Raw genomic sequence first — 22,538 nt, 5'->3', positions numbered from 1 at the left:
ATTTTTTTCGGAAATTTAGGGATGTCAAGACTAACAGGTGCTTAGCCTTACAGTAGTTTGATCTAATAACCAACAGCTTACCCCTATGATTCTGGAACGAAAAATCCCTATCGGTTACATCCTCGGTAAAATTAAAATAGATCTGCTTGTAGTGGTAGTTTTCTCTACGGCAACCTCTTTGTTATCCAGTTATTTACAGGATCTCAATATTCCCGTCACTATTGGGGCGTTCCTGGGTACTGCAATCGCCTTGATCCTGTCTTTTAAGCTTAGCCAATCTTACGACCGCTGGTGGGAAGCCCGCAAGATATGGGGGGCCATAGTCAATGACTCGAGGACCTTCGTATTGCAACTAAAGCACTTTTCCAAAAATCCGGAAAGTGCGCTGATCTCCCGTATGGCCTATCGCCAAATGTCATGGTGTTATGCCCTGGGAGCGAATCTTAGGGGACTCAAGATAAATACTGAAGAAGATCCCTTTCTTGAAGAACTTGAGAGGCAGTTGTTAAAGGACAGAATTCATATTCCCCTGGCGCTTCTGGATAATCATTCAGCAGATCTCAATACCCTTCACAGGGAGGATCAGCTCAATGATTTCCAACAGGTCCAGATAGATAGCACGCTGCTTAGGTTGTGCGCGTCTATGGGAAAGGCAGAACGCATAAAAAATACCTCCTTCCCCAAAACCTATCGCCTAACCCTGCATCTGTTCATCTACATATTTCTGGTTATGCTTTCTTTCTCACTAACCGAGCTAACCGGGTTTATTGAAATTCCGCTTCTGGTCTTTATCTCTGTTCCCTTCTTTCTTTTGGAAAAGATCGCCCTGAATATTCAGGATCCCTTTGAAAACCGTCCAACAGATACTGCCATGACAAGTATCGCCAGGACCATTGAACGAAATATCAGGGAACTTTTGAAGGAAGAGGATATTCCTGAACCTTTAAAACCGGAAAAATTCTATATGCAGTAAAGCCAGAGGGCTAGGTCAAAAGCGCATTGCTAAAGACCTTTATTATAGACATTTAACCCAATTTCAAACGAAAGTCATACCTTTGTCAGCCTATGGTAAAACTCAAGACTGCGGAAGAGATTGAATTGATTCGGGAGAGTGCCCTGATCGTATCCAAAACACTGGGGATGCTGGCCTCGGAAATCAAGCCGGGGGTCACTGCATTGTACCTGGATAAGCTTGCAGAAGACTTTATCCGGGATCATGGCGCCAAGCCCGGATTTTTAGGGATGTACGGCTTTCCTAACACCCTGAACATGAGTCCAAATGCCCAGGTAGTACACGGCATTCCCACTGATGATCCTTTGAAAGAGGGGGATATTATCTCTGTAGATTGCGGAGCCCTTAAGAACGAGTATTACGGGGATCACGCCTACACTTTCGAAGTAGGTGAGGTTGCACCGGAGGTAAAGAAGCTGTTACGGGTTACCAAGGAGTCCCTGTACATAGGTATACGGGAATTCAGGGCCGGAAACCGGGTCGGAGATGTGGGTTATGCTATTCAGACCCACTGTGAGAGCCACGGATATGGTATTGTACGGGAATTGGTTGGCCACGGTCTTGGGAAAAAGCTGCACGAAGGTCCGGAAATGCCAAATTACGGGAAAAGAGGACGTGGTAAGAAATTCGTCGATGGTATGGTGGTGGCCATAGAACCTATGATCAATATGGGTACCAGGCGGATCAAACAACTTAAGGATGGCTGGACTATTCTCACTGCTGATGGTCTTCCCAGTGCACACTTTGAGCACAACGTAGCCCTGGTTAACGGCAAACCTGAATTGCTATCTACCTTTCAATATATTTATGATGCTCTGGGCATTGAAAGCGACGAAGAAAAAGAATTCAGAAGGGAAGCATTCGCCTGACAAGATGCTATACTAACAGTTTGTCCAATTCCCGGATCACATAGCCGCGATCCCGACTAAACGTTCTGAGCAAGTAGTAACAGCTTGAAAAAGATCTTTAAACTAATACTAAATCGCTTTCCAAGGCCATTGCTCATCAAGCTGAGCTATCTGGCGAGGCCTGTACTGGCATTTTTTATGAGGGGTAGGAAATATACTGACCCCATCGATAACAGATCATTCCGAAGCTTCTTGCCCTACGGTTATGAAAAGCCAAGAGAAAATGTGCTTTCACCCTCCACCCTATCCCTGGAAAGGCATCGTTTGTTGTGGCTGTACCTGAAAAATGAGACTAATTTCTTTAGCGGCCATCACAAGCTGCTTCATTTTGCTCCGGAGCAGGCACTCTACAAGCGTTTTCGGAAGCTTAGAAACCTGGATTATACGACTACCGACCTAAACTCCCCTCTGGCGGATGTAAAGGCAGATATTTGTAATCTTCCCTTTAACGATGGAAGTTTTGATATCATTCTATGCAATCACGTATTGGAGCATATCCCGGATGACCGGAAGGCGATGAGCGAATTATACCGTGTCCTGAAACCAGGAGGTTGGGGAATCTTCCAGATACCACAGGATCTTTCCAGGGACGCCACTTTTGAGGATGACAGTATCACCGATAAAAGCGAAAGGGCCAGGATCTTTGGACAGTATGATCACGTTCGGGTATACGGAAGGGACTATTTTGAGAAACTAAGGCAAGTGGGCTTCGCAGTTGAGGAAGTGGATTACACTGCCACTTTAGGGCCTGAAGCCGTTGAAAAGTATCGATTAGCAAAAGGCGAGATCATTCCTCTTGTCCGAAAAGTATCATCTTAGGATGCGCTCTTCAAAACCCGTGGTGAAAAACTCCTGGGTCTCCCCCTCTTCATCCAGATAAATGATATAGGCCTCCAGGTCTTTGGATTTGGAAAGCAACGCTATGGAACGGTCCAGTTCCATGGCCATAAAAGCTGTGGCATACGCATCTGCCCTGGCACAGTCCTCCGCGATCACACTGGCTGCCAAAACCCTGGAATTCTTGGTAAATCCGGTTTTTGGATCTATAGTATGCACATATTTCTTACCACTTATGGAATCTATCCGGAACTTGCGGTAATTCCCGGATGAGGCCAGTGCCTCATCGCTAAGCTTAAGGGCCAGTTTGAGTCGTCTTGCATCTCGGGCCTGGGGGTCGTCTACCCCGACTACCCATTCCTTTTTTTTCAGTTTGTTCTCTCCACTACTAACGATCTCTCCGCCTACTTCAACCAGAAAGTTCTCTATCCCTTTGTCCTTGAGCATAGCCGCTAGCCGATCAATGGCATAACCTTTTGCCACGGCGTTAAAATCAAATTGGATAGCCGGATGTTCTTTGATGATCTCATCGGACTCATTCAGTCTCACCTTTTGAAATCCCACATACTCCAGAAGACTATCCACTTTAGCGCTATCCAGCTGAATCTGCTGCCCGGGACCGAATCCCCAGGCATTGACGAGCGTACCCACTGTAGGGTCAAAATAGCCATCTGTTTCCTCAAAGACCGATTTGGATAAACGGAATACATCCCGGAACATATGATCTACCTCCAGGGTATCTCCACGGTTGATCTTAGAGATGTCGGAGTCTGGAATATAGGTAGACAAGGATTGATTCACCACATTAAAAACCGAATCGATATCCCTTTGGAAGTTGAGTTCTTCCGATCCCAGGTAGGTGATATTGTATGAAGTTCCCAGTGCCCCTCCGGAATTGCTGTTCAAAATCCAATCCTGCGGTTCACGACAGCCAGTCAGGAACATAATTAATCCTAAAACCAGGGCGAAGTAGTATCTAAACCTCAATAAGCCCGTCATATTCAACAATATAGCTTTCATTCAAATATACCGGGAGTTCCCGGTTTTCCGCATTAGACAGGCCTACTCCCGCATAGTAGGTCCGGGCCTCGTATTTGAGGGCATGGGCCTTAACTTTTTCCAGTAGTTCCTTATCGTATTCTTTTGGATCATCAGGGTATGCCACGCTCCTGACGACTATAAAGTGCAATTCTTTTTCCCTGAGACACACAAACTGCGGGTTCTTTTTAGGTTTACTGTTGACTCCCATGAATTCGTAACCGGCAGCTTCCAGTTCTCTGCCTACTATATTCATCGCCAGGTTGTGCAATTCCTGCTCCGTCAGTGCCTGCATTTTATATGGTATTAAAAAACCGATATTTTTTGGATACCGGTTTTGTTTATTGTGACAGACGATTTATCCGCCAAAGTCATCAAATCTGATGTGCTCGTCCGGGATTCCGAAGTCTTCTCCCATTTTCTGTACAGCCTTATTCATCAATGGCGGGCCACAGAAATACAATTCAATATCTTCAGGGGCTTCGTGATCATTCAGGTAATTGTCGATCACACAGTTGTGGATAAATCCAACAAAACCATCGCCTTCACCTTCCAGATTCTCTTTTACCTTCCAGTTATCCTCTTCCAGCGGCTCGGATAAGGCCATATAGAACTTGAAGTTCGGAAATTCTTCTTCCAACTGCTTAAAGTGATCTATATAGAACAGTTCCCGCTTAGAGCGCCCTCCGTACCAGTAGGTAACCTTTCGATTTGTTTTAAGGGTCTTAAAGAGGTGATACAGATGTGAGCGCATAGGAGCCATTCCGGCACCACCCCCAACATACAGCATTTCCGATTCGGATTCGTTTATAAAGAACTCTCCGTAAGGTCCTGATATAGTAACCTTATCTCCTGGTTTTTGTGCGAAGATATAGGAAGACGCCACACCTGGATTTACATCCATCCAACCGTTCTTAGAACGATCCCATGGTGGAGTCGCGATACGTACATTAAGCATGATCTCCCTTCCTTCAGCTGGGTAAGAAGCCATAGAATAAGCCCTTTCCACAATCTCTGAATTCTTCATTACCAGGGGCCAGAGATTAAACTTGTCCCATTCCGTTTGGAACTTATCCGGAGTTTCATGTTCATCCGGGTGCGCGGTAATATCTATATCCGAATACTTAATTTCACAAGGAGGGATCTCAATCTGTATATATCCTCCCGCCTTATAGTTCATATCCTCCGGGATCTCTACTACGAATTCCTTTATAAATGAGGCTACGTTGAAATTCCTGACAACCGTGGCTTCCCACTTCTTGATCCCGAAAACTTCCTCCGGGATAGTGATATCCATATCCTGCTTTACCTTAACCTGACAGGCCAGCCTTGCTCCTTCGTTCAATTCACGCTTGGAAAAGTGTGGCGTTTCTGTAGGCAGTGCTTCTCCTCCACCGGAGAGCACATGGCATTCGCACTGGATGCAGGTACCCCCGCCTCCGCAGGCAGAAGGTAGAAAGATCTTTTGATTCCCCAGGGTAGACAGCAGGGAACTGCCCGAAGCCACTTCAACTTGCTTCTCACCATTAATAGTTATGGTAACCGGTCCTGAGGGGGATAATTTTTCTTTGGTAAACAACAATAGGGCCACTAACATCAATAGTAGGACCATAAAGGCGATCACCGTAATAACAATAGTACCAACTGTGCTTGTAGCTAATATCATGGATTTGCGTTTAATGCTTCATCAGTATAGGAAACCGCATTTTCATCGATCTCCTCTTTCTCTTCTTTTTGAACTTCTTCTATTTTCTGAGCAGTGGTTTCTTCTTCCGCGGCGGCACCGTCATCTCCCCCGGTAAGCATTCCTCCGAAACTCTGAAAACCAATACCCATCAAACCTGTAATAATAAAGGTAATTCCCAGGCCTCTCAAAGGAGCGGGGACGTTGGAATATCGAATTTTCTCGCGGATCGCGGCAATGGCAAGAATGGCTAAAAACCATCCGATACCAGAGCTTACCCCATAGTTAAAGGCGAGGCCTAATGTTGGGATCTCACGGGCTTGCATAAAGAGAGAGCCTCCCAGGATCGCGCAGTTTACGGCGATCAGCGGCAAAAAGATCCCCAGAGAATTGTAAAGGGCTGGTGAGAATTTCTCAACAACTATCTCTACAAGCTGCACCATGGTGGCGATTGTTGCGATAAACAGAATAAAGGATAGAAAACTCAGGTTGTAATCCGCGTACTCAGGTCCTAACCAGGCAAGCGCGCCGTCCTGTAATAAGTATTGATCCAGCAACCAGTTCAAGGGAACGGTAACGGCCAATACGAATATCACCGCAGCACCAAGACCTACGGCCGTAGCTACCTTCTTGGAAACCGCCAAATAGGAGCACATTCCCAGGAATACGGCGAATACCATATTATCTATGAAGATGGACTTAAAAAATAATTCTACATGCTCTAACATATGCTTTCCTTTATCTTCTGATTAATTTTCTTCTATCAAGGCCCTATTTTTAGAGCGTTGTACCCAAATAACAATTCCAACAACAATCAATGCGGCTGGCGGGATTATCATAAACCCATTGTTCTCATAACCTGTTGCGTACAGTCCGGTTTTTTCAATGGGGTTCCCCAATACCGGGATGCCGAAAAGGGTACCGGATCCTAAAAGCTCCCTGAAGAAGCCTACAATGATCAGAATTACACCGTATCCCAGGGCGTTTCCAATGCCATCGAGGAAGGACTTCCAGGGGCCATTACCCAGGGCAAAGGCCTCAAATCGTCCCATGATGATACAGTTGGTTATGATAAGCCCTACAAACACCGCAAGGGTCTTGCTTAAGGTGTATGCGTATGCTTTTAAAACCTGGTCTACAATAATTACCAGAGTGGCCACTACGATCAGCTGTACGATGATCCGGATCTTTGAAGGGATAATGTTCCGCATCAGGGAGATTACCACGTTTCCGACGCCCAAAACGAAAATTACCGAAAGGGCCATTACCAGGGAAGCCTGAAGTTCAGCTGTAATTGCCAGGGCAGAACATATCCCCAAAACCTGTATGGTAATCGGGTTGTTATCCGCCAGTGGATCCAATATCAGATTTGCATCTTTCTTTGAGAGTAGTGCCATCTTATTTTGCTCTAATAGTTTCTAAATAGTCTCTGTAAAGGTTTATACTTTCCCGTATCATGGCTGAAACTCCATTTCCGGTTATAGTCGCACCCGCAAGGGCGTCGACCTCATTGTCATCTTTTATTTTGTTCACCGGATCGTTATTTCCCTTGGCCACGTTTATTCCGGCATATCTGGATCCTGAAAGAATGGATTCTCCTTCAAAATCGTCCATAAAATATCGTTGTTTGATATTAGCGCCAAGGCCAGGGGTTTCTCCCTTGTGATCAAAGTAAACTCCTTGTACCACCATATTCTCATCCAGGGCAACAAATCCCCAGATCGCGTCCCAGAGCCCTTTACCGTACATTGGGAGTATGTAATATTTTTTACTGTCTTTTTCGCCTATGAAAACCGGAAGCCGGGGTGTGTTTCCAGCCTTGGCAACGGCCAGTTCCTTTTTAAGGTCAATCAGGTAGGCTTCGTCGTCCTGGGTGATCTGATCCCCGTTGATGACCAATTGTTCTTTGATGTATTTGGAGAACTCTCCTTCTACCCTATCGGTCGGAATGAAATTAACGCTGCCTTCATCTTCATTCTCATTTACCCCCATTGCATAGAGGATATTCTGCTGTTTTTCAAAACGCTCATTTTCTTTGATACGGTCGCTTAGTCCGGAAGCCAGGAAGGCCAGTATGGTTCCTACCACGACTACCATCAGCATCGCAAAAATTACCGTATAAATGTTCTTTTCCGTATTTATCGCCATGATTAAACTGTTTCTACTTTTGGAACTTCAGCCTGCTCAGTATCCTTCGGAAGGATAGTAGCGTGCTTCAATCTTTTCATCCTTCTTCTGACATTGCCTCTTACCACGTAATGATCTATGGTAGGTGCAAATACATTCATCAACAGAATCGCCAGAAAGACTCCTTCCGGATAGGCCGGATTGAATACCCGTATCATTACCGAAATAAATCCAATCAGGAAACCATAGATCCACTTGCCACGATTCGTCTGAGCCCCTGTCACCGGGTCGGTGGCCATGTAAACGATACCAAATGCGAGTCCGCCTACCAGCAAATGCTGCCAGAATTCAAAACTCATAAGTCCGTAAAACTTACTTCCGGTACTGATCCATCCGGCGTCGACCACTCCATTGAAGATCAACCCCATGACCAGGGAACCGATCACGGCACTTACCATGATACGCCAACTAGCGATCTTGCTAAAGATCAGGAATAGTCCTCCCAGTAAGATCAGAAAGGTTGAGGTTTCACCTACGGAGCCAGGGATAAACCCAAAGAACATATCGGATAGCGAATACTCATAACTTCCGTTCTGAGCCAGATAACCCAAAATGGTTTCTCCGGAAATGGCATCCGGTGTACCTGTTCTTTCTACCGCACCGTGAACCCACACTTTATCGCCACTCATCCATGTAGGATATGCGAAAAACAGGAAGGCCCTTATGGTCAGCGCGGGATTGAGGATATTCATTCCCGTACCTCCAAAAACTTCTTTTCCAATCACTACTCCGAAGACTACGGCTACTGCAAGCATCCAAAGCGGGGTATCTACGGGTACTATCAGCGGAACCAGCATTCCCGTAACGAGATAACCCTCTTCCACTTCATGACCCTTGATCACCGCGAAGATGAATTCGATCAGCAGACCCACTCCATAGGAAACAACTACCAGCGGCATAACCAGCTTGAATCCAAGCCAGAAATTTTCCCAGGTCAGGAAGTGATCCCAGATTGAAAATGCCTGAGGGAAACCGTTTATTGCAGAATAGTGCTGGTAACCTGTGTTAAAAAATGAAAACAGCAACACGGGGATCAATGCCATGATCACCGTGTTCATGGCGCGTTTGAGATCATCTGCCACCCTTACATGGCTCCCGGAATGCGTAGTTTCATTCGGAGCGAACAAAAAAGTGTGGAAGGCATTAAATGCCGGTGCCATTTTTTTGCCCCTGTAGTGGTGCTTTAGAATATGTAAACGTTTCTTGAAAGTCAGTCTTTTATCGCTCATTTCTATCCGATTTCTTTGTGGAGTAAGTCCAGTCCTTCCCGAATTATTTGTTGATGCGGTTGTTTGGAGATGCAGACAAATTCTGTCAGGGCGAAGTCTTCAGGTATCACTTCGTAAAGCCCGAGTTGCTCCATCTCATCCAGATCTTTTACCATACAGGCCTTGAGGAGTTGCAAGGGATATATATCCATTGGAAATACCTCTTCGTAGTGCCCCGTAATGACAAATGCCCGGTGTTCACCGTTAGTGTTAGTGGTAAGGTTGTATTTCTTTTTAGGTTGCAACCAGGAGAAGGTCAGTGCCCTGGTGTTTGATATTTTATTGAAGATGGGTTTGTTCCATCCGAAGAACTCATAGTCATCTCCTTCAGGGATTGCCGTAACGGTTGTATTGTAAAAACCGAGATAACCATCCGGTTTTACGGTTGAACCTGTCAGTACATCCCCGTTGATAACCCTGAAATTATCAGTATTCACTCCACTGGCATACAGAAAAGTTGCTACTTCAGCACCTATTTTAGTGGTGTAGTACTTTGGTTCTTTAACGGATGCCCCGACAAGCGCAACAGTTCGCTCCGCATTGAATTTTCCGCTAAGCATGGTCTCCCCAAGGATAACAAGATCCTGTGGTGAAATGGTCCATACCAATTCCCCTTTATTGATAGGGTCTATCTTGTTGATCTGCGTCCCGACCAGCCCGGCTGGATGAGGACCGCTTACTTTGTGCAGTTCTATACCGTTAAGGCCCTGTAATGGTGAATCACCTGACTTTCCTATCGAAATATGGATCTTACCCGGGGTAAGTTTTCCCAAAGCGGTAATAGCCGCCTGCAGGAATTCTTCTTTCCCTTTGAGGCTGTAGTTGAGGTCTGCGGCCAGAGGTGCCGTTACATAACCAGAAATAAAAATGGCTTTAGGTGTGGTTTCCGGATCTGCGATCAGATCGTAAGGCCTTTGGCGTATAAATGGCCAGCATCCGGATTTTAGCAAAAAGGACCGAATGGCATCGGATGATGCCGTTGCCGGATCCAGTTTATCGTGCGTAATGAATTCCTGGCTTTTGTCTGCCAGAATCTTAATTGTCAGGATCTTTCTCCTGGCCCCTCTTACTATTTCTATCAATTCTCCACTGACGGGAGCAACGAAAAGCATGTTTTCATTGTTCTTGTTGTAGAAAATCGGTTCTCCGGCTTTGATCTCTGCGCCCTCTTTAACGAGCATTTTTGGGGTCAAACCGTGAAAATCGAGGAGGTTGATTGCGTAAACGTTACTTAAAGCAGCTTTGGAAGTAGTATGTTCCGCTGCACCGACAAGGTTTATGTTTAAGCCTTTTTTAATTCGGATGTCTTTGGACATATTAAGGTAGACCTTAGGTTATCAAAATTTCCAGCAAAAATACCAAAGAAAAGAAAGTTTTCATAATTATTGTCTAGAAATTTGGGGTTTACATCGATAGGAATTTTAAGGGCACGCTTTTTGTTTACCTTTGCCTATTAAAAGCTCAAAAAATGCCCGTAAATCTTAAACAGCTTCTGTTGTTTTTTTGTTCTATTTCGCTGTTTTCACAGGTGCAGGTAGAGGTGGATGCACCGGCAAATATCAAGTCGATTATTTTTAAAGGGCCAACTGAAGATCAATTTCCCATTGTTCAGTTAGGGGAGACTATATACCTGGAGTTTGACGATATACTTGCCAACGAACAGGATTACTACTACAAGATCGTGCATTGCGACTACGACTGGACGCCATCCGACCTTTTAAAATCACAATATCTCATCGGTGTAGATAACCAGCGAATCATCGATTATGAGAACAGTTATACCACCCTGCAACCCTATTCCAACTATCGCCTTACCATTCCTAACGACAACGTACGCCTGAGAGTGAGCGGGAATTATGTGCTGGAGATCTATAACATGTTTTACGAGCTGCAGTTCTCCAGGCGATTTGTCGTCTACAAGGATATTGTCAAAGTAATTGCCACTACCAGGCGTTCAAGGGACTTTGATTTTCTGAATGAAAAGCAATCCGTACAGTTCACGATCAACTCAGCGGGCTTTCAATGGGTAAATCCAAAAAGGGAGATCAAAGTGGCTATTTTGCAAAACTATCATTGGCCTACAGCGCTTTACGACATAAGGCCACAATACACCCTGGGCAACGAATTGACCTATCGCTACGATCAGGAAACCGCTTTCTTCGGAGGGAACGAATACCTGAATTTCGACACCAAGGACTTGCGGGCTCCCAGCGCGGTGATATCACATATTGAATTCAAGGATGTGTATCATCATTATCTGTTCCGCGACCGGTTCCGGAGTGAGCTACCTTATACCTATTTCCCGGACGTCAATGGAGATTTCGCCATACGTACACTTCAGGGTGAGGATGTCTCCCGGGAGGCGGAATATACCGATGTGCATTTCAGCCTGCCGTATACGGAACTTATTGGCCTCAATGAAGTTTATGTATTTGGCAAATACAATAATTACGGCTTAACCGATGAAAATCGCATGACGTACAATGAGGAAACCGGTAACCTGGAAGTAAGGATCCGTCTCAAACAGGGCTTCTACAATTACAAATACGTGATGCAGACGGAAGGTGGAATTGTGGAACTCAATACGGTTTCGGGGAATTTTCACTTTACCGAAAACAACTATACCATTCTCGTGTATTACCGTGACTTTGGCGATCTCTACGACAGCATAATCGGTATTGGAAGCACGAATTCCAGGGATATTACCAATTAGCGTATCTTTAGCTTATCCAGGAGACAGGGATAAATGGAGGATAAGCCAACCATAGTGCCCAAGGGCAGATACCAACTCAAATACAGAGGGACCAAATGTTTGAATTGCGGTCACCCGTTGGATATGAGTGACAAATTCTGCCCCAGCTGCTCCCAAGCTAACAGCACCAAAAAACTTACACTCAAGGATTTTTTTGATGAGTTTTTCTCCAGCCTGATCTCATACGATTCCAAGCTTCTAAAGACGTTGAAAGCCATGCTTTTGAGACCGGGTAGAATCACCCTGGATTATGTTTCCGGAAAGCGGGTCTCTTATACAAATCCCTTTCGATTTTTGCTCAGCCTGGCGATTGTTTATTTTCTAATGCTGAGCTTTAGTGGAAATTATGATGCGCTGGACCGCTATGGGATGGAAAATACGGACGGTCAACTGGTCATGGATGGTCCAATGAATTTTACAATGTCTTCAATGGCCGAAGAAGCGGATGAGGCGGCAGGGGTCATAGATTCGCTTAGATTAACTGAAACCGCCAGCAGGCAACAAGAGCTGGAAGCCAGGCGAGATTCAATCAGGGCTTCAGATCCTAAGGCCTATTTCACCTCATTAGGAGATAGCACATTGTTAGATCGTATTGGTTATAAACGAGATCTGTTCGTAGCTTTGATCCAAAAGGATACGCTGTATTCCTTTGAGGAAATTAACTCTAAATACGAGATAGAAGACCGCTATGAGAATCGGGTCGCCTTTGGTATGGCAAACAGTATTCTCAAGGTATCTCAGGAACCGGGGAGTTTTGTGAATTCCCTGATGGCCAAGTTACCCTTTGCCACTTTTTTCTTTCTACCCGTCTTTGCTTTATTCATCTGGTTGGTTTACATCAGAAAAAAATATACTTACACCGATAATCTGATCTTTAGTTTTCATAATCAGTCTTTATTATTTATCTTGCTCATAATTAGTTTCTTAGTGGATTCTGTTTTTAATATAGACAGTTCCTGGTTGTTCTTTTTGATTTTCGCGTTTTACTTGTACAAGTCCATGCGGAAATTCTACGGCCAGGGAAGATTTAAAACTATATTAAAATACGTGTTCCTTAATACTATTTTTTTTATTTTAGCGAGCGTGGCTGCTCTGGTACTTTTGCTAGGCAGCGCTTTCACATATTAGGTCCAGACCATGATTACACAAGTAACCAAAGGCATTAAAATTTCAGTAGATACCAGTTTTGAAGGAACTTTCTTCAAAAATTATAAAATGCATTTTGCTTTTGGATACACTATTACCATTGAGAATCAGAGTAAGGATTCCGTACAACTCACCTCAAGGCATTGGCAGATCTATGACGCCTTAAACGATTTTGAGGTTTTGGATGGTGAGGGTGTTATCGGTAAGAAACCTGTGATACGCCCTGGTGAATCACATACTTACAGTTCTGGTTGTTTATTGGCCTCTCCGATTGGGGCTATGAAGGGTCATTACAACATGGTAAATTTCTCTTCCACTGAAAAATTCCGTGTGTACGTTCCCACTTTCAAGTTCAGCGCGCCCTTCGCATTGAATTAAGATAAACCCTTTTTGTATTTGGTTTAGCATTCCTCCTGTTGGGGGTATTTTGTGTTGGAGGAAGTTTAAGTACAGGCTTAAGTTTAAGCTTAAGATCAAGTAGAAGTTCAAAGTTTTAAATGTTGGGTGTTGGGTTTTAAATGGGGGAACTGTTCACTGATTACTGTTTACTGCTAACTGTTTACCGTATTCATCCTCCGAAGCTTTAGCGAAGGTGGACTGCCCAAATTAGGTCTCGACTCCGCTCGACCTGACATGGCGAACTGCCCACTGGAAACTGGCCACTGCCAACTGGAAACTGCCTACCGCCCACTGCCAACTGGAAACTGCAAACTGCGCACTGCCTACTGAAACAGGGGTTCTAAACCCCTCCCCAAAGTTAAGTTAATTGTTTAGACTGCAATTTAGAAGCAGAGAAGGCGAAGTTCGGGAATAAGTATAAGTTTAAGTACAAGTTTAAGTTCAGAGTTTTAAGTTTTAAGTGTTGGATGTTAAATAGGGAGATCTGTTCACTGATTACCGTTTACTGATTACTGTTTACTGTTTACTGTTCACTGATTACTGGAAACTGCCAACTGGAAACCGCATACTGACAAAAACCCTTTCTTCACATCAGCCATTTCACTACCTTTGAGCCCGACTAATTTTAAATAAAAACAGATTATGGCGAAAGGTTTTTTTCAGGTCCCTACGGCCGTTAACGAACCCATAAAAAGCTATGCCCCCGGCAGCCCGGAAAGGGAGGCGGTATTGCATCAATACCAGAAGTATTTCAATGGGAATGAAGACATTCCACTCTATATCGGAGGCGAGGAAGTGCGTACAGGAAATACCAGGACAATGGCTCCTCCGCACGATCATCAACACCAGGTAGGTCAATACCATCTGGCCGAAAAAGAACAGGTAGAGGCAGCGATCAGCAATGCCTTGGAAGCCCGGTCGGCTTGGGCCGATCTGACCTGGGAGCAGCGCGCCGCCATATTCCTGAAAGCGGCTGAACTGGTAGCCGGGCCCTACAGGGCAAAGATCAACGCGGCCACGATGATCGCACAATCCAAAACCATTCACCAGGCAGAGATCGACTCTGCTTGTGAATTCATAGATTTCCTGAGATTTAATGTGGAATACATGTCACAGATCTACGAAGAGCAGCCTGAGTCTGCGGAGGGGATCTGGAACAGGGTAGAATACCGGCCACTTGAAGGATTTGTCTATGCCGTAACCCCTTTCAACTTTACGGCTATCGCGGGGAATCTGCCGTCAAGCGCAGCCATGATGGGGAATGTTGTAATCTGGAAACCCAGCGATAGTCAGGTTTTCTCTGCAAAGGTGATCGTTGATGTATTTAAAGAAGCGGGTCTTCCCGATGGGGTGATCAATGTGGTATATGGAGATCCGGTGATGATCACAGAAACCGTTTTGTCCAGTCCCGATTTTTCAGGAATCCATTTTACAGGCTCAACTTTTGTATTTAAGGAATTGTGGAAACAAATAGGCAACAATATTCATACCTATAAGACCTATCCGCGTATTGTTGGAGAAACAGGCGGAAAAGATTTTATTGTTGCACATCCAACGGCCGTTCCCGCCCAGGTGGCCACGGCAATTACCCGAGGGGCATTTGAATTCCAGGGACAGAAATGTAGTGCAGCTTCGAGGGTTTATCTTCCGAAGTCTACAGCTAGCGAAATACTGGAATTGGTAAAAAAGGATATCGCATCCTTCAATCCCCCAGGTTCACCCGAGGATATGAGCAATTTTATCACTGCAGTGATCCACGAAGGATCTTTTGACAAGCTTGCCGGCTATATCGATCAGGCAAAAAATGATAAGGATGTAGAAGTGATTGCAGGAGGGGGATATGACAAGAGCAAAGGCTACTTTATAGAGCCAACAGTTTTGCTTACAACAGATCCTAACTATACTACTATGGAGACCGAATTATTCGGACCTGTAGTTACCGTATATGTCTACGATGATAAGGACTGGGCACAAACCCTGGAGCTGGTAGACAATACTTCAGAATATGCGCTCACAGGTGCCGTACTGGGTACAGATCGTTATGCGATCGACCAGGCCACCAGGGTATTACAGAATGCAGCCGGGAATTTCTATATCAATGACAAACCCACCGGTGCGGTTGTAGGACAACAACCTTTTGGCGGGGCCAGAGCTTCGGGAACGAATGATAAGGCAGGCTCAGCACAGAACCTGCTACGATGGGTGTCTCCAAGGCTGATCAAGGAGACGTTTGTACCGCCTACCGATTACCGCTACCCATTTTTGGGATAAGTATCCTTATACCGGATTTGTAAGAACCAAAATAGAATGCCCCTGATTGCTTAACAGGGGCATTTTGCGTTCAATGCTAATTGGTACAAAATCGATCGGAAGTTGAAAATTCAAACCAAAAAGATTACGCCATATGAAACGCATCTTATTACTCAAAGGAATAGCTATACTGCTTTTAAGCCTACTTTTTAGCTCGGGCTGTCAGGAGCAGACCCGGCCAGATCTCGATGCAGAAAAAGCAAAGATCCTGGAAATGCATCACGCCCAGCGAAACTACCATTTTGAAAAAGATTCACTGGCATTCGCGGATCAGATGTCTGAACATTTCATTTCAGTAAACCGGGGTATCATCAGCAGGCCTACACGGGAGGAACTTCTCGCCAGGTACAATCGCTACTTTTCTTCCGTTGAATTCCTAAAGTGGGATGATGTTTCGGACCCTGTAATCCGCTTTTCGGATGACGGCAGTATGGCCTACACTGTAGTTGATAAAATCGTAAGAGTACGTTACACAGATGCGGAAGGTAATTCAGAAGAAGGGGAAACACATTTTGCCTGGACTACCATCTACAGAAAGTATGGAGACCAATGGAAAATAGACGGGGTCACCTCAACAAATAAACCTGAAGCAGACTAAGTGCTTAGGCGTTAAAGTTTTGATAAGATCACAGGCCTTGAGAATTTCTTAACAGACTTTGGCACTACATTTATTAAACTTTAATCCGCGCCGAAAATATACGGCCATTCGTCAACAGAAAACATCATCATGAAAAAGATCCTGAGTACACTTTTGCTGCTGCCCTTATTCGCATTGGCCCAACAAGGTCATGAAGAAGTCGGTGGCATGACCATAAGCTGGAAATACACCGATAGTCAAATACATTTTCAATTAAACGCTCCCAATGACGGTTGGGTGGCCCTGGGCTTCAATAGCAGGAACGATATTAAAGACACCCACCTTCTGATGTTTGCCACCAAAGACGGAAATGCGGACTACCAGGAACTCTATGTAAAGGCTGCCGGCAATCCTGTTCCCGTGAAACAGCTTTTCAACAAGAATACACAGCTGAGCTACAAGATCTCTGAAAATGGGAAAAATACCGCTGTAGATTTTAGCATAGACCTGCGTAGCTATCCTGAATACAGTACCAGTATAAAACAAGGTTCTGAGGTATGGTTGATCTGTGCCTATAGCGAGGACGATGATTTTGCCCATCATTCCATGATGCGAAAGCACATCAAAGTCACGCTCTAGTGCAACATCTTATTAAAGATGGTAATTTCACCTCTTAGGTGATTGAAGAAATTGCCGCCAAAAATACAAGTGAAATAGTATCCATCCACAGCAGTTCTTTTATAAGCCGGTACAACCAAAACCCGTGGAATTGAAATGAAACCCTTTAAATCCATTCAAAGTCCGAGAACGCTTATCCGAAGATTTCGGGTTGATGACAAGCCAGACCTGATAAGCTTGCTTTGCGATAAGGAAGTCACAAAACATATGGCCTTTCCTGATGAAATGCTCACCCCGGAAGGTGTTTCAGAACTTTTGGACATTACGATTACTTCCTATACATCGCCAGAGCCACTGCTATCTTTTGCTATAGAGGATATTAAGTCTAAGGCTTTCCTGGGCGTAAGTGGTTTTACAGTTTTGACCGACAATGAGATCGAAATATTCTATGCTTTCCTACCGAAGTATTGGGGAAGAGGACTTGCTACGGAAATCCTTGAATATCTTAGCAATTATGTTTTTGAACAAGACCCGCGACACACAGTTGTAGCTCCGATTACCTGGAATAATCCTGCCTCCATCAAAGTCGCTGAAAAAAACGGTTTTAAGAGCCATGGGCTTAAGGAGGATCCGAACTACAAAGAACCCGTATATATCTACAAGAAAAAAAGGTAGTTTTCAGGGGAAAAAAGAGCCAAATGCTCCCTAATTCAGGTACTATCCCGAAAATACCTACGTTTGAACGGTTCTATTTCTTAAGCTGGAAAATCTGTGCGAATTTACAGTGTAATCGCATTGGCAGGAACATGCTGGTGATCAACACTATAAAGATGAAAACGCAGTTACTCAGATTGATATTTTTGCTTGTTGGTCCGGGAATCTTCGCCCAGGAAGCGGTCAACACTTTTGTAGAGCAGGGTATTCAATATCACGATCAGGGAGAATATGATAAGGCCATCGAAACTTATCAAAAAGCCCTCGAACTAGTTCCTCAATCCGCCCTGGTAAACTATGAACTCGCATTGAGTCATTTCGCCAAAGGTGACTATGAAAAGGTGATCGCCTACTCCGATGTTGTTTTGGATCAGAATGGAGACCATATGTTGCAGGCTTATCTGACCAAGGGTTCGGCCCTGGACGTAATGGGTAAAACCAAAGAATCCATCAAACTTTTTGAAAAAGCCATAAAAAAGACCGAGGGGCACTACCTGCTGCATTACAACCTGGCGGTCAATTACTACAAGCTGAATGAACTGGAAAAGGCCGAGGAAATGGTGATCAGGGCCATAGAAAGGAACCGGAATCATCCCAGCAGTCATTTAATGTTGGCCAATATACATCACCAACGGGGGAATACAGTGCAGACACTACTTGCCTCCCATTATTTTCTATTTCTGGAACCCGATACTCCAAGAGCTGTTGAGGCCTATCACATGCTTCAGCAAAATTTCGGTGGAAATGTCTCCAGGGACAGTGAAAAACCAAATACGATCAACATTCTACTGTCTCCAAATAATGACAGTCAGTTTGGGGCCGCTGAACTGATGGTATCCATGCTGGAAGCTTCGAGGGGTCTTGAAGAAAATCAGGGTAAGACGGAGGACGAAATGTTTATCAAAAACACCGATTCATTCTTTACTGTATTGGGTGAACTGAAAAGAAAAAAGGACAAGGAGATCTGGTGGACGTTCTACACTACATTTTTCTACGAACTGGCCAAAAGTGATCATATGGAAGCCTATTGCCACTACATAGCCCAGGGTTCAAAGGAAAATTCCAAAAAGTGGTTGATTGAAAACGGAGCTAAATTGATGGAATTTGACGGGTGGTTGAAGGAGTTGTAGGATTGGAAGTTTAAGTCTAAGTTCAAGCTGAAGTTTAAGTATAAAGTGTTGAGTGTTAAGTTTTGAGTGTTAAATTTTAAATGTATAACTGTCAATTTATCAGCTGAAACGCAGTGAAAGTGTACTGTTCACTGTTCACTGATTTCATCCTCCGAAACTTTAGCGAAGGAGGGCTGTTTATCGATTACTCCCAATAGCTATTGGGACAGTTTATGGCACTATCCTAAATTAGGTCTCGACTGCGCTCGACCTGACATAATAACTCAATGCATTCATCCTCCGAAGCTTTAGCGAAGGAGGACTGTTCACTGTTTACTGACTACTGTTTACTGATTTCATCCTCCGAAGCTTTAGCGAAGGAAGACTGTTCACTGTTTACTGACTACTGTTTACTGATTTCATCCTCCGAAGCTTTAGCGAAGGAGGACTGTTCACTGTTTACTGACTACTGTTCACTGATTTCATCCTCCGAAGCTTTAGCAAAGGAGGGCCGCCAACCGCCAACTGACCAGGGGTCTAAGCCCCACCCCAAAGTTAAGTTAGTCGATTATACTGCAATTTAAAAGCAGGAAGCTGAGGATGAGATAACGATTTCATTTGAAAACCTGGAAAAGGCAAAAATCAAATATTCCTTAAATTTCGGGTTCTTAATTGATAAGACCAGCAAGCGTGAATCAAAAAATAGGGTTAAGGGAAGCGATGTGCATTGGGATGGGAGGAAACAAGATCGTCCAAATAACGGGTTGTCTACTGTGTTTACTGGTTTTTTTGTTGATCAGTCAGCAACTTATCTCAAATAGAACCGGGGTTATCGTAGCGGTGTCTATAGTAACTGCTTGCTTTTTAAAGGAATTCATCTACAAGAACGCAGCAAATTACAGGACAAAAAGCTGATGTACAGCTTATGCACTATTTGGAGTTGGTAAACCGTGTCGTGAATACAAATAAACAGCATTAAATTGAAAAAAATTAGCATCAAAAAGGGTGAATTCCTGCAAAAGAGTGGCGACCTCAACACCAAAGTATATCATGTTCAATCCGGCTTGTTAAGAAGTTACATTATAGATGAGAAAGGAAAAGAACACATATTCTCATTTGCGCCGGAGAATTGGGTAATAGCAGGCAGCCTGCCCCCTGAAGTTCCGGCAGACCTGTACATTGACGCTATTGAAAATTCCGTGGTCCTTGTTGTGAATAAAGATATACGGTTAGAAGGTAAGAATGCGGGAGCACTGATCAGAAGGATTGCGGTATTACAGAAGCGTGTAATCATGTTGATGAGCGATTCCGCACTAAAGCGATATGAACATTTTATCCAAACCTACCCCGATATCGTTAAAAGGGTCCCACAAAAAATGATCGCCTCCTACCTTGGGATTACCCCGGAAGCCCTGAGCAAGGTTAAAAATGAAAGAAATCGCAATCATTAAACCTGATTTCTTAATCTAGATTAATGCACACTTTTTATGCAATTCCGAAATTGAGCGCTTAAACCATTCCTATGAAAAAGCTGGCACTACTTTTTAAACTTTCAGCAATCTTATGGATCATTTGGGGTCTCGTCCACATACTAGCCGGGGTAATGACCGTAAAAGGAATTCTAACCGACGACATTTCAGCATCTGTGGCAGGTATCGCAGATGCAGTAGACCCGAGCAGCCTGCAGATAGACTACCCTAAGGCCTCAGGAGCCATTATCGGGCAACACGGTTTTAATCTATTTTGGATCGGCTTAGTTACGTTTATCAGTGCCTTCTACATTTGGAAGGGAAACAAACACGCCATTTTCCTTGCTGCAATTGTCGGCGGATTAGCGGATCTGGGTTACTTCCTGTTCATGGATCTGGGTGGATACGTCAAATTCGTGCCAGGTACCGTAATGACCCTGGTTTCATCGGCTGCGATCATTCTAAGTTTCTACGCTTTTTACCGCAATAAAGGCAAATCGTCTGAATAGAAGCTCCAAACTACCAACTGCTAACTGCCAACTGCCCACTGAATTTATCCTCCGATGCTTTAGCGAAGGAGGGGTGTTCATTAGTAACTTCCCATATTAGTTCTCGACTGCGCTCGAACTGACATCGTCAACATTAACTGCTCACCGCCAACTGCCTACTGCCAACTGAATTTATCCTCCGATGCTTTTGCGAAGGAGGACTGCCAACTTAAATTATCGTACCTTATACAGTTGAGAACGAACCCGGGGTACCGGTAATAAACTACGTTGACATGAAAGTCGACTTTTTTGCGATAGTTTTTATTTTCCTGATCCTTATCCTAACTGTTTATTTTCCTATTTCCGGATATCGGGGAATGAAGCGGCTCAAGTCGCAACTTACTGCAGGAAACCATGAAGAAAAAGCACGATTCTACCACCGGACCATAGCGGGGTCCTGGGTACCCGTGATTTTAGTATTGTTACTTATCCCCATAAGCAATGTAAACCCAGGTGATCTAGGCCTGAAATGGATCCAAATCGATACTACTTCGGTCTCCAAATGGATTGTTTATCCTTTAATTGGGTTTTTCCTGCTGTATCTGATCTATTTGTTGTATTCGCTCTTCGTGATCAAATACGACAAGAAAAACCGGGAGAAAGTGGCTAAAACCATTCCCGAAGATACCCGTTTCCTTTTGCCGGTTACTCCAAAAGAAAAACAGCTTTGGACAAGGGTTTCCATCTCTGCAGGTATCACGGAAGAAATCGTTTACAGGGGTTATCTTTTCTTTGCTTTGGCTGTTGTTTTTCCTTCGCTATCCATAATTCACATCCTGCTTATCACCACACTTATTTTTGGAATGGGACATATATATCTGGGCAAAGACGCTATAAAATCTACCTTTCTCGGATTGCTGTTCGGGGTTTTTTACATTCTTTTTGATTCGGTAATTCCAGTGATCATTTTACACATCGTTCAGGATCTTGTAGTCCGGGATATCTTTCAGGAAGAAGAAATCCTCAATGATTAGACCCATAAAAACACGCTTATGCGGAGATCCTGTGTTTTTCTAATTTTATGCCAATGGAAAGGAATTAATCGAGGGCCGTTTTTACTAATGATCCAGGATTCCTGGATGAAAAGTAGAACTCTACATTCCATGAACCTTTAAATTAAAAACTATGAAAAGGCATATATTTATCGGGCTTTTTGCCCTTGTTTTTCTCGCTACTGGATGTGGTAACCGAAAACAAGCCCCGAAAGCTGAGATCGATCAAGAGGCACAAAAGTCGACTCCCGAACGATACGTTAAAGACAACATCCTGATCTCAAAGCTGCTTCCTAAGCTGGAAATAAAAGTAGCCGAAGAATTCGATTATGTTGGCACTTTTGAATTTGAAATCATTGCGAATTCCGAAGAATACCCGGAAGATCTGCGAGGCAAGCCAGTCGCGGCCGGAGATCGCTATGTTTTTGTATCTGCTGATGAGGGTAAAAAAGTGCAAAAACTCTTCATTCTTCAATTCGAGGGCTTTTTGCCGGATAACGACTTCATCTATAATTACAACTTCAGCCAGGCAGAAACCATTGGAGTGAATAAATATCGCCATAATACCTGGTTTTACGACAGTGCAAAACTGGCAGAAGAAAATCCGAATAACGAAGGTGCTAAGACCAGAAAATTTCTTAATGAAAAAGGATATCAATTGGAAGATCAGTTTATGATGTCGCGTTTCGTAGGCCTTGCGAGTGAGGATCGGAAACACGAGATCATTCTTTTTTATATTGAAATGCTTAAAAACAGTACCGGTATTTCGCTGGATGAATATGAAAACTCCATCAGTCCGGAAAAGGCGGATTCTCTTCAAAATACCTTTGTGGCCAGGTCCAGAAGCAGTTTTAGCGTTTTAAAGGGCTAACCGATTGCCAAAGCAGCCTGTTGAACCATAGCCAGACATGAAAGTTTTTCCTACTTTTGGGCAACAGTCCCGGGAGGCTAAACCAAATTCATTCTGATC

Annotated in this window: 23 protein-coding genes; 15 read left to right on the top strand and 8 right to left on the bottom strand. The window is 44.1% G+C overall.

Annotated features, from left to right (window positions below; genetic code table 11):
* Nucleotides 1-85: 85 nt before the first annotated feature.
* The 3 genes from GTQ38_RS18990 to GTQ38_RS18980 all read left to right on the top strand — a co-directional run bounded on the left by GTQ38_RS18990 (nucleotide 86) and on the right by GTQ38_RS18980 (nucleotide 2,739).
* The gene (locus tag GTQ38_RS18990; RefSeq protein ID WP_161437138.1) at nucleotides 86-973 is read left to right on the top strand and encodes a bestrophin family protein; all 888 of its coding nucleotides are present in this window, start codon (nucleotides 86-88) and stop codon (nucleotides 971-973) included.
* A 92-nt stretch (nucleotides 974-1,065) separates the two neighbouring features.
* Nucleotides 1,066-1,881: a type I methionyl aminopeptidase gene (gene map, locus GTQ38_RS18985; RefSeq protein WP_161437137.1), complete on the top strand. Its 816-nt coding sequence runs from the start codon at nucleotides 1,066-1,068 to the stop codon at nucleotides 1,879-1,881.
* A gap of 84 nt (nucleotides 1,882-1,965) precedes the next feature.
* Entirely contained in the window at nucleotides 1,966-2,739 is a 774-nt protein-coding gene (locus tag GTQ38_RS18980; RefSeq protein WP_161437136.1) for a class I SAM-dependent methyltransferase, read from the top strand.
* Here the strand turns inward: GTQ38_RS18980 and GTQ38_RS18975 are convergent.
* The 8 genes from GTQ38_RS18975 to GTQ38_RS18940 all read right to left on the bottom strand — a co-directional run bounded on the left by GTQ38_RS18975 (nucleotide 2,731) and on the right by GTQ38_RS18940 (nucleotide 10,250).
* Nucleotides 2,731-3,777, bottom strand: coding sequence for an FAD:protein FMN transferase (locus tag GTQ38_RS18975; RefSeq protein ID WP_238858032.1), 1,047 nt, complete (start codon nucleotides 3,775-3,777; stop codon nucleotides 2,731-2,733). The two genes, GTQ38_RS18980 and GTQ38_RS18975, sit on opposite strands and share 9 nt — an antisense overlap.
* Complete coding sequence (locus GTQ38_RS18970; protein ID WP_161437135.1) at nucleotides 3,734-4,090, bottom strand: Na(+)-translocating NADH-quinone reductase subunit F; 357 nt, start codon at nucleotides 4,088-4,090, stop codon at nucleotides 3,734-3,736. The genes GTQ38_RS18975 and GTQ38_RS18970 overlap by 44 nt, the downstream gene beginning before the upstream one ends.
* Nucleotides 4,091-4,153: 63 nt before the next feature.
* A complete protein-coding gene (nqrF, locus tag GTQ38_RS18965; protein ID WP_161437134.1) occupies nucleotides 4,154-5,461 on the bottom strand; it encodes an NADH:ubiquinone reductase (Na(+)-transporting) subunit F in 1,308 nt (435 codons plus the stop codon).
* Nucleotides 5,458-6,207, bottom strand: a complete 750-nt coding sequence (nqrE, locus tag GTQ38_RS18960; protein WP_161437133.1) for an NADH:ubiquinone reductase (Na(+)-transporting) subunit E — start codon at nucleotides 6,205-6,207, stop codon at nucleotides 5,458-5,460. Before nqrE ends, nqrF begins: the two co-directional genes overlap by 4 nt.
* A gap of 21 nt (nucleotides 6,208-6,228) precedes the next feature.
* Nucleotides 6,229-6,876, bottom strand: a complete 648-nt coding sequence (locus GTQ38_RS18955; RefSeq protein ID WP_161437132.1) for an NADH:ubiquinone reductase (Na(+)-transporting) subunit D — start codon at nucleotides 6,874-6,876, stop codon at nucleotides 6,229-6,231.
* A gap of 1 nt (nucleotide 6,877) precedes the next feature.
* Nucleotides 6,878-7,627: a Na(+)-translocating NADH-quinone reductase subunit C gene (locus GTQ38_RS18950; RefSeq protein WP_161437131.1), complete on the bottom strand. Its 750-nt coding sequence runs from the start codon at nucleotides 7,625-7,627 to the stop codon at nucleotides 6,878-6,880.
* Nucleotides 7,628-7,629: 2 nt separating this feature from the next.
* Nucleotides 7,630-8,895, bottom strand: coding sequence for an NADH:ubiquinone reductase (Na(+)-transporting) subunit B (locus GTQ38_RS18945; RefSeq protein WP_161437130.1), 1,266 nt, complete (start codon nucleotides 8,893-8,895; stop codon nucleotides 7,630-7,632).
* A gap of 2 nt (nucleotides 8,896-8,897) precedes the next feature.
* On the bottom strand, nucleotides 8,898-10,250 hold the full coding sequence (locus GTQ38_RS18940) for a Na(+)-translocating NADH-quinone reductase subunit A (RefSeq protein ID WP_161437129.1): 1,353 nt from the start codon (nucleotides 10,248-10,250) through the stop codon (nucleotides 8,898-8,900).
* Nucleotides 10,251-10,402: 152 nt separating this feature from the next.
* Between GTQ38_RS18940 and GTQ38_RS18935 the strand changes: the two genes are divergently transcribed.
* The 12 genes from GTQ38_RS18935 to GTQ38_RS18880 all read left to right on the top strand — a co-directional run bounded on the left by GTQ38_RS18935 (nucleotide 10,403) and on the right by GTQ38_RS18880 (nucleotide 22,439).
* Nucleotides 10,403-11,647: a type IX secretion system plug protein gene (locus GTQ38_RS18935; protein ID WP_161437128.1), complete on the top strand. Its 1,245-nt coding sequence runs from the start codon at nucleotides 10,403-10,405 to the stop codon at nucleotides 11,645-11,647.
* A gap of 123 nt (nucleotides 11,648-11,770) precedes the next feature.
* The gene (locus GTQ38_RS18930) at nucleotides 11,771-12,814 is read left to right on the top strand and encodes a DUF3667 domain-containing protein (protein ID WP_238858031.1); all 1,044 of its coding nucleotides are present in this window, start codon (nucleotides 11,771-11,773) and stop codon (nucleotides 12,812-12,814) included.
* A 9-nt stretch (nucleotides 12,815-12,823) separates the two neighbouring features.
* Entirely contained in the window at nucleotides 12,824-13,210 is a 387-nt protein-coding gene (gene apaG, locus GTQ38_RS18925; RefSeq protein WP_161437126.1) for a Co2+/Mg2+ efflux protein ApaG, read from the top strand.
* A gap of 663 nt (nucleotides 13,211-13,873) precedes the next feature.
* Entirely contained in the window at nucleotides 13,874-15,502 is a 1,629-nt protein-coding gene (gene pruA / locus GTQ38_RS18920) for an L-glutamate gamma-semialdehyde dehydrogenase (RefSeq protein ID WP_161437125.1), read from the top strand.
* A 133-nt stretch (nucleotides 15,503-15,635) separates the two neighbouring features.
* Nucleotides 15,636-16,139: a nuclear transport factor 2 family protein gene (locus GTQ38_RS18915; protein ID WP_161437124.1), complete on the top strand. Its 504-nt coding sequence runs from the start codon at nucleotides 15,636-15,638 to the stop codon at nucleotides 16,137-16,139.
* Nucleotides 16,140-16,268: 129 nt separating this feature from the next.
* The gene (locus GTQ38_RS18910; RefSeq protein ID WP_161437123.1) at nucleotides 16,269-16,757 is read left to right on the top strand and encodes a DOMON domain-containing protein; all 489 of its coding nucleotides are present in this window, start codon (nucleotides 16,269-16,271) and stop codon (nucleotides 16,755-16,757) included.
* A 135-nt stretch (nucleotides 16,758-16,892) separates the two neighbouring features.
* Entirely contained in the window at nucleotides 16,893-17,411 is a 519-nt protein-coding gene (locus GTQ38_RS18905) for a GNAT family N-acetyltransferase (protein WP_161437122.1), read from the top strand.
* A gap of 155 nt (nucleotides 17,412-17,566) precedes the next feature.
* A complete protein-coding gene (locus GTQ38_RS18900) occupies nucleotides 17,567-18,580 on the top strand; it encodes a tetratricopeptide repeat protein (RefSeq protein ID WP_161437121.1) in 1,014 nt (337 codons plus the stop codon).
* A gap of 959 nt (nucleotides 18,581-19,539) precedes the next feature.
* Entirely contained in the window at nucleotides 19,540-20,010 is a 471-nt protein-coding gene (locus GTQ38_RS18895; RefSeq protein ID WP_161437120.1) for a Crp/Fnr family transcriptional regulator, read from the top strand.
* A gap of 71 nt (nucleotides 20,011-20,081) precedes the next feature.
* Nucleotides 20,082-20,537 carry a hypothetical protein gene (locus GTQ38_RS18890; RefSeq protein ID WP_161437119.1) on the top strand — a complete coding sequence of 152 codons (456 nt, stop codon included), beginning with the start codon at nucleotides 20,082-20,084 and terminating at the stop codon, nucleotides 20,535-20,537.
* A gap of 272 nt (nucleotides 20,538-20,809) precedes the next feature.
* Nucleotides 20,810-21,550, top strand: a complete 741-nt coding sequence (locus tag GTQ38_RS18885; RefSeq protein WP_161437118.1) for a CPBP family intramembrane glutamic endopeptidase — start codon at nucleotides 20,810-20,812, stop codon at nucleotides 21,548-21,550.
* Nucleotides 21,551-21,701: 151 nt separating this feature from the next.
* Entirely contained in the window at nucleotides 21,702-22,439 is a 738-nt protein-coding gene (locus tag GTQ38_RS18880; RefSeq protein ID WP_161437117.1) for a hypothetical protein, read from the top strand.
* Nucleotides 22,440-22,538 lie beyond the last annotated feature (99 nt).

It is taken from the genome of Poritiphilus flavus (assembly GCF_009901585.1).
Lineage (GTDB): Bacteria > Bacteroidota > Bacteroidia > Flavobacteriales > Flavobacteriaceae > Poritiphilus > Poritiphilus flavus.
The sequence above is the reverse complement of the archived record's forward strand: the minus strand, read 5'-3'. Positions and strand labels throughout refer to the sequence as shown.

Coding starts and splice junctions, on each gene's coding strand:
- GTQ38_RS18990 (WP_161437138.1), top strand. CDS start 86: ATGATTCTGGAACGAAAAATCCCTATCGGTTACATCCTCGGTAAAATT.
- map (WP_161437137.1), top strand. CDS start 1,066: ATGGTAAAACTCAAGACTGCGGAAGAGATTGAATTGATTCGGGAGAGT.
- GTQ38_RS18975 (WP_238858032.1), bottom strand. CDS start 3,777: ATGAAAGCTATATTGTTGAATATGACGGGCTTATTGAGGTTTAGATAC.
- GTQ38_RS18970 (WP_161437135.1), bottom strand. CDS start 4,090: ATGCAGGCACTGACGGAGCAGGAATTGCACAACCTGGCGATGAATATA.
- nqrF (WP_161437134.1), bottom strand. CDS start 5,461: ATGATATTAGCTACAAGCACAGTTGGTACTATTGTTATTACGGTGATC.
- nqrE (WP_161437133.1), bottom strand. CDS start 6,207: ATGTTAGAGCATGTAGAATTATTTTTTAAGTCCATCTTCATAGATAAT.
- GTQ38_RS18955 (WP_161437132.1), bottom strand. CDS start 6,876: ATGGCACTACTCTCAAAGAAAGATGCAAATCTGATATTGGATCCACTG.
- GTQ38_RS18950 (WP_161437131.1), bottom strand. CDS start 7,627: ATGGCGATAAATACGGAAAAGAACATTTATACGGTAATTTTTGCGATG.
- GTQ38_RS18945 (WP_161437130.1), bottom strand. CDS start 8,895: ATGAGCGATAAAAGACTGACTTTCAAGAAACGTTTACATATTCTAAAG.
- GTQ38_RS18940 (WP_161437129.1), bottom strand. CDS start 10,250: ATGTCCAAAGACATCCGAATTAAAAAAGGCTTAAACATAAACCTTGTC.
- GTQ38_RS18935 (WP_161437128.1), top strand. CDS start 10,403: ATGCCCGTAAATCTTAAACAGCTTCTGTTGTTTTTTTGTTCTATTTCG.
- GTQ38_RS18930 (WP_238858031.1), top strand. CDS start 11,771: ATGAGTGACAAATTCTGCCCCAGCTGCTCCCAAGCTAACAGCACCAAA.
- apaG (WP_161437126.1), top strand. CDS start 12,824: ATGATTACACAAGTAACCAAAGGCATTAAAATTTCAGTAGATACCAGT.
- pruA (WP_161437125.1), top strand. CDS start 13,874: ATGGCGAAAGGTTTTTTTCAGGTCCCTACGGCCGTTAACGAACCCATA.
- GTQ38_RS18915 (WP_161437124.1), top strand. CDS start 15,636: ATGAAACGCATCTTATTACTCAAAGGAATAGCTATACTGCTTTTAAGC.
- GTQ38_RS18910 (WP_161437123.1), top strand. CDS start 16,269: ATGAAAAAGATCCTGAGTACACTTTTGCTGCTGCCCTTATTCGCATTG.
- GTQ38_RS18905 (WP_161437122.1), top strand. CDS start 16,893: ATGAAACCCTTTAAATCCATTCAAAGTCCGAGAACGCTTATCCGAAGA.
- GTQ38_RS18900 (WP_161437121.1), top strand. CDS start 17,567: ATGAAAACGCAGTTACTCAGATTGATATTTTTGCTTGTTGGTCCGGGA.
- GTQ38_RS18890 (WP_161437119.1), top strand. CDS start 20,082: ATGAAAAAGCTGGCACTACTTTTTAAACTTTCAGCAATCTTATGGATC.
- GTQ38_RS18885 (WP_161437118.1), top strand. CDS start 20,810: ATGAAAGTCGACTTTTTTGCGATAGTTTTTATTTTCCTGATCCTTATC.
- GTQ38_RS18880 (WP_161437117.1), top strand. CDS start 21,702: ATGAAAAGGCATATATTTATCGGGCTTTTTGCCCTTGTTTTTCTCGCT.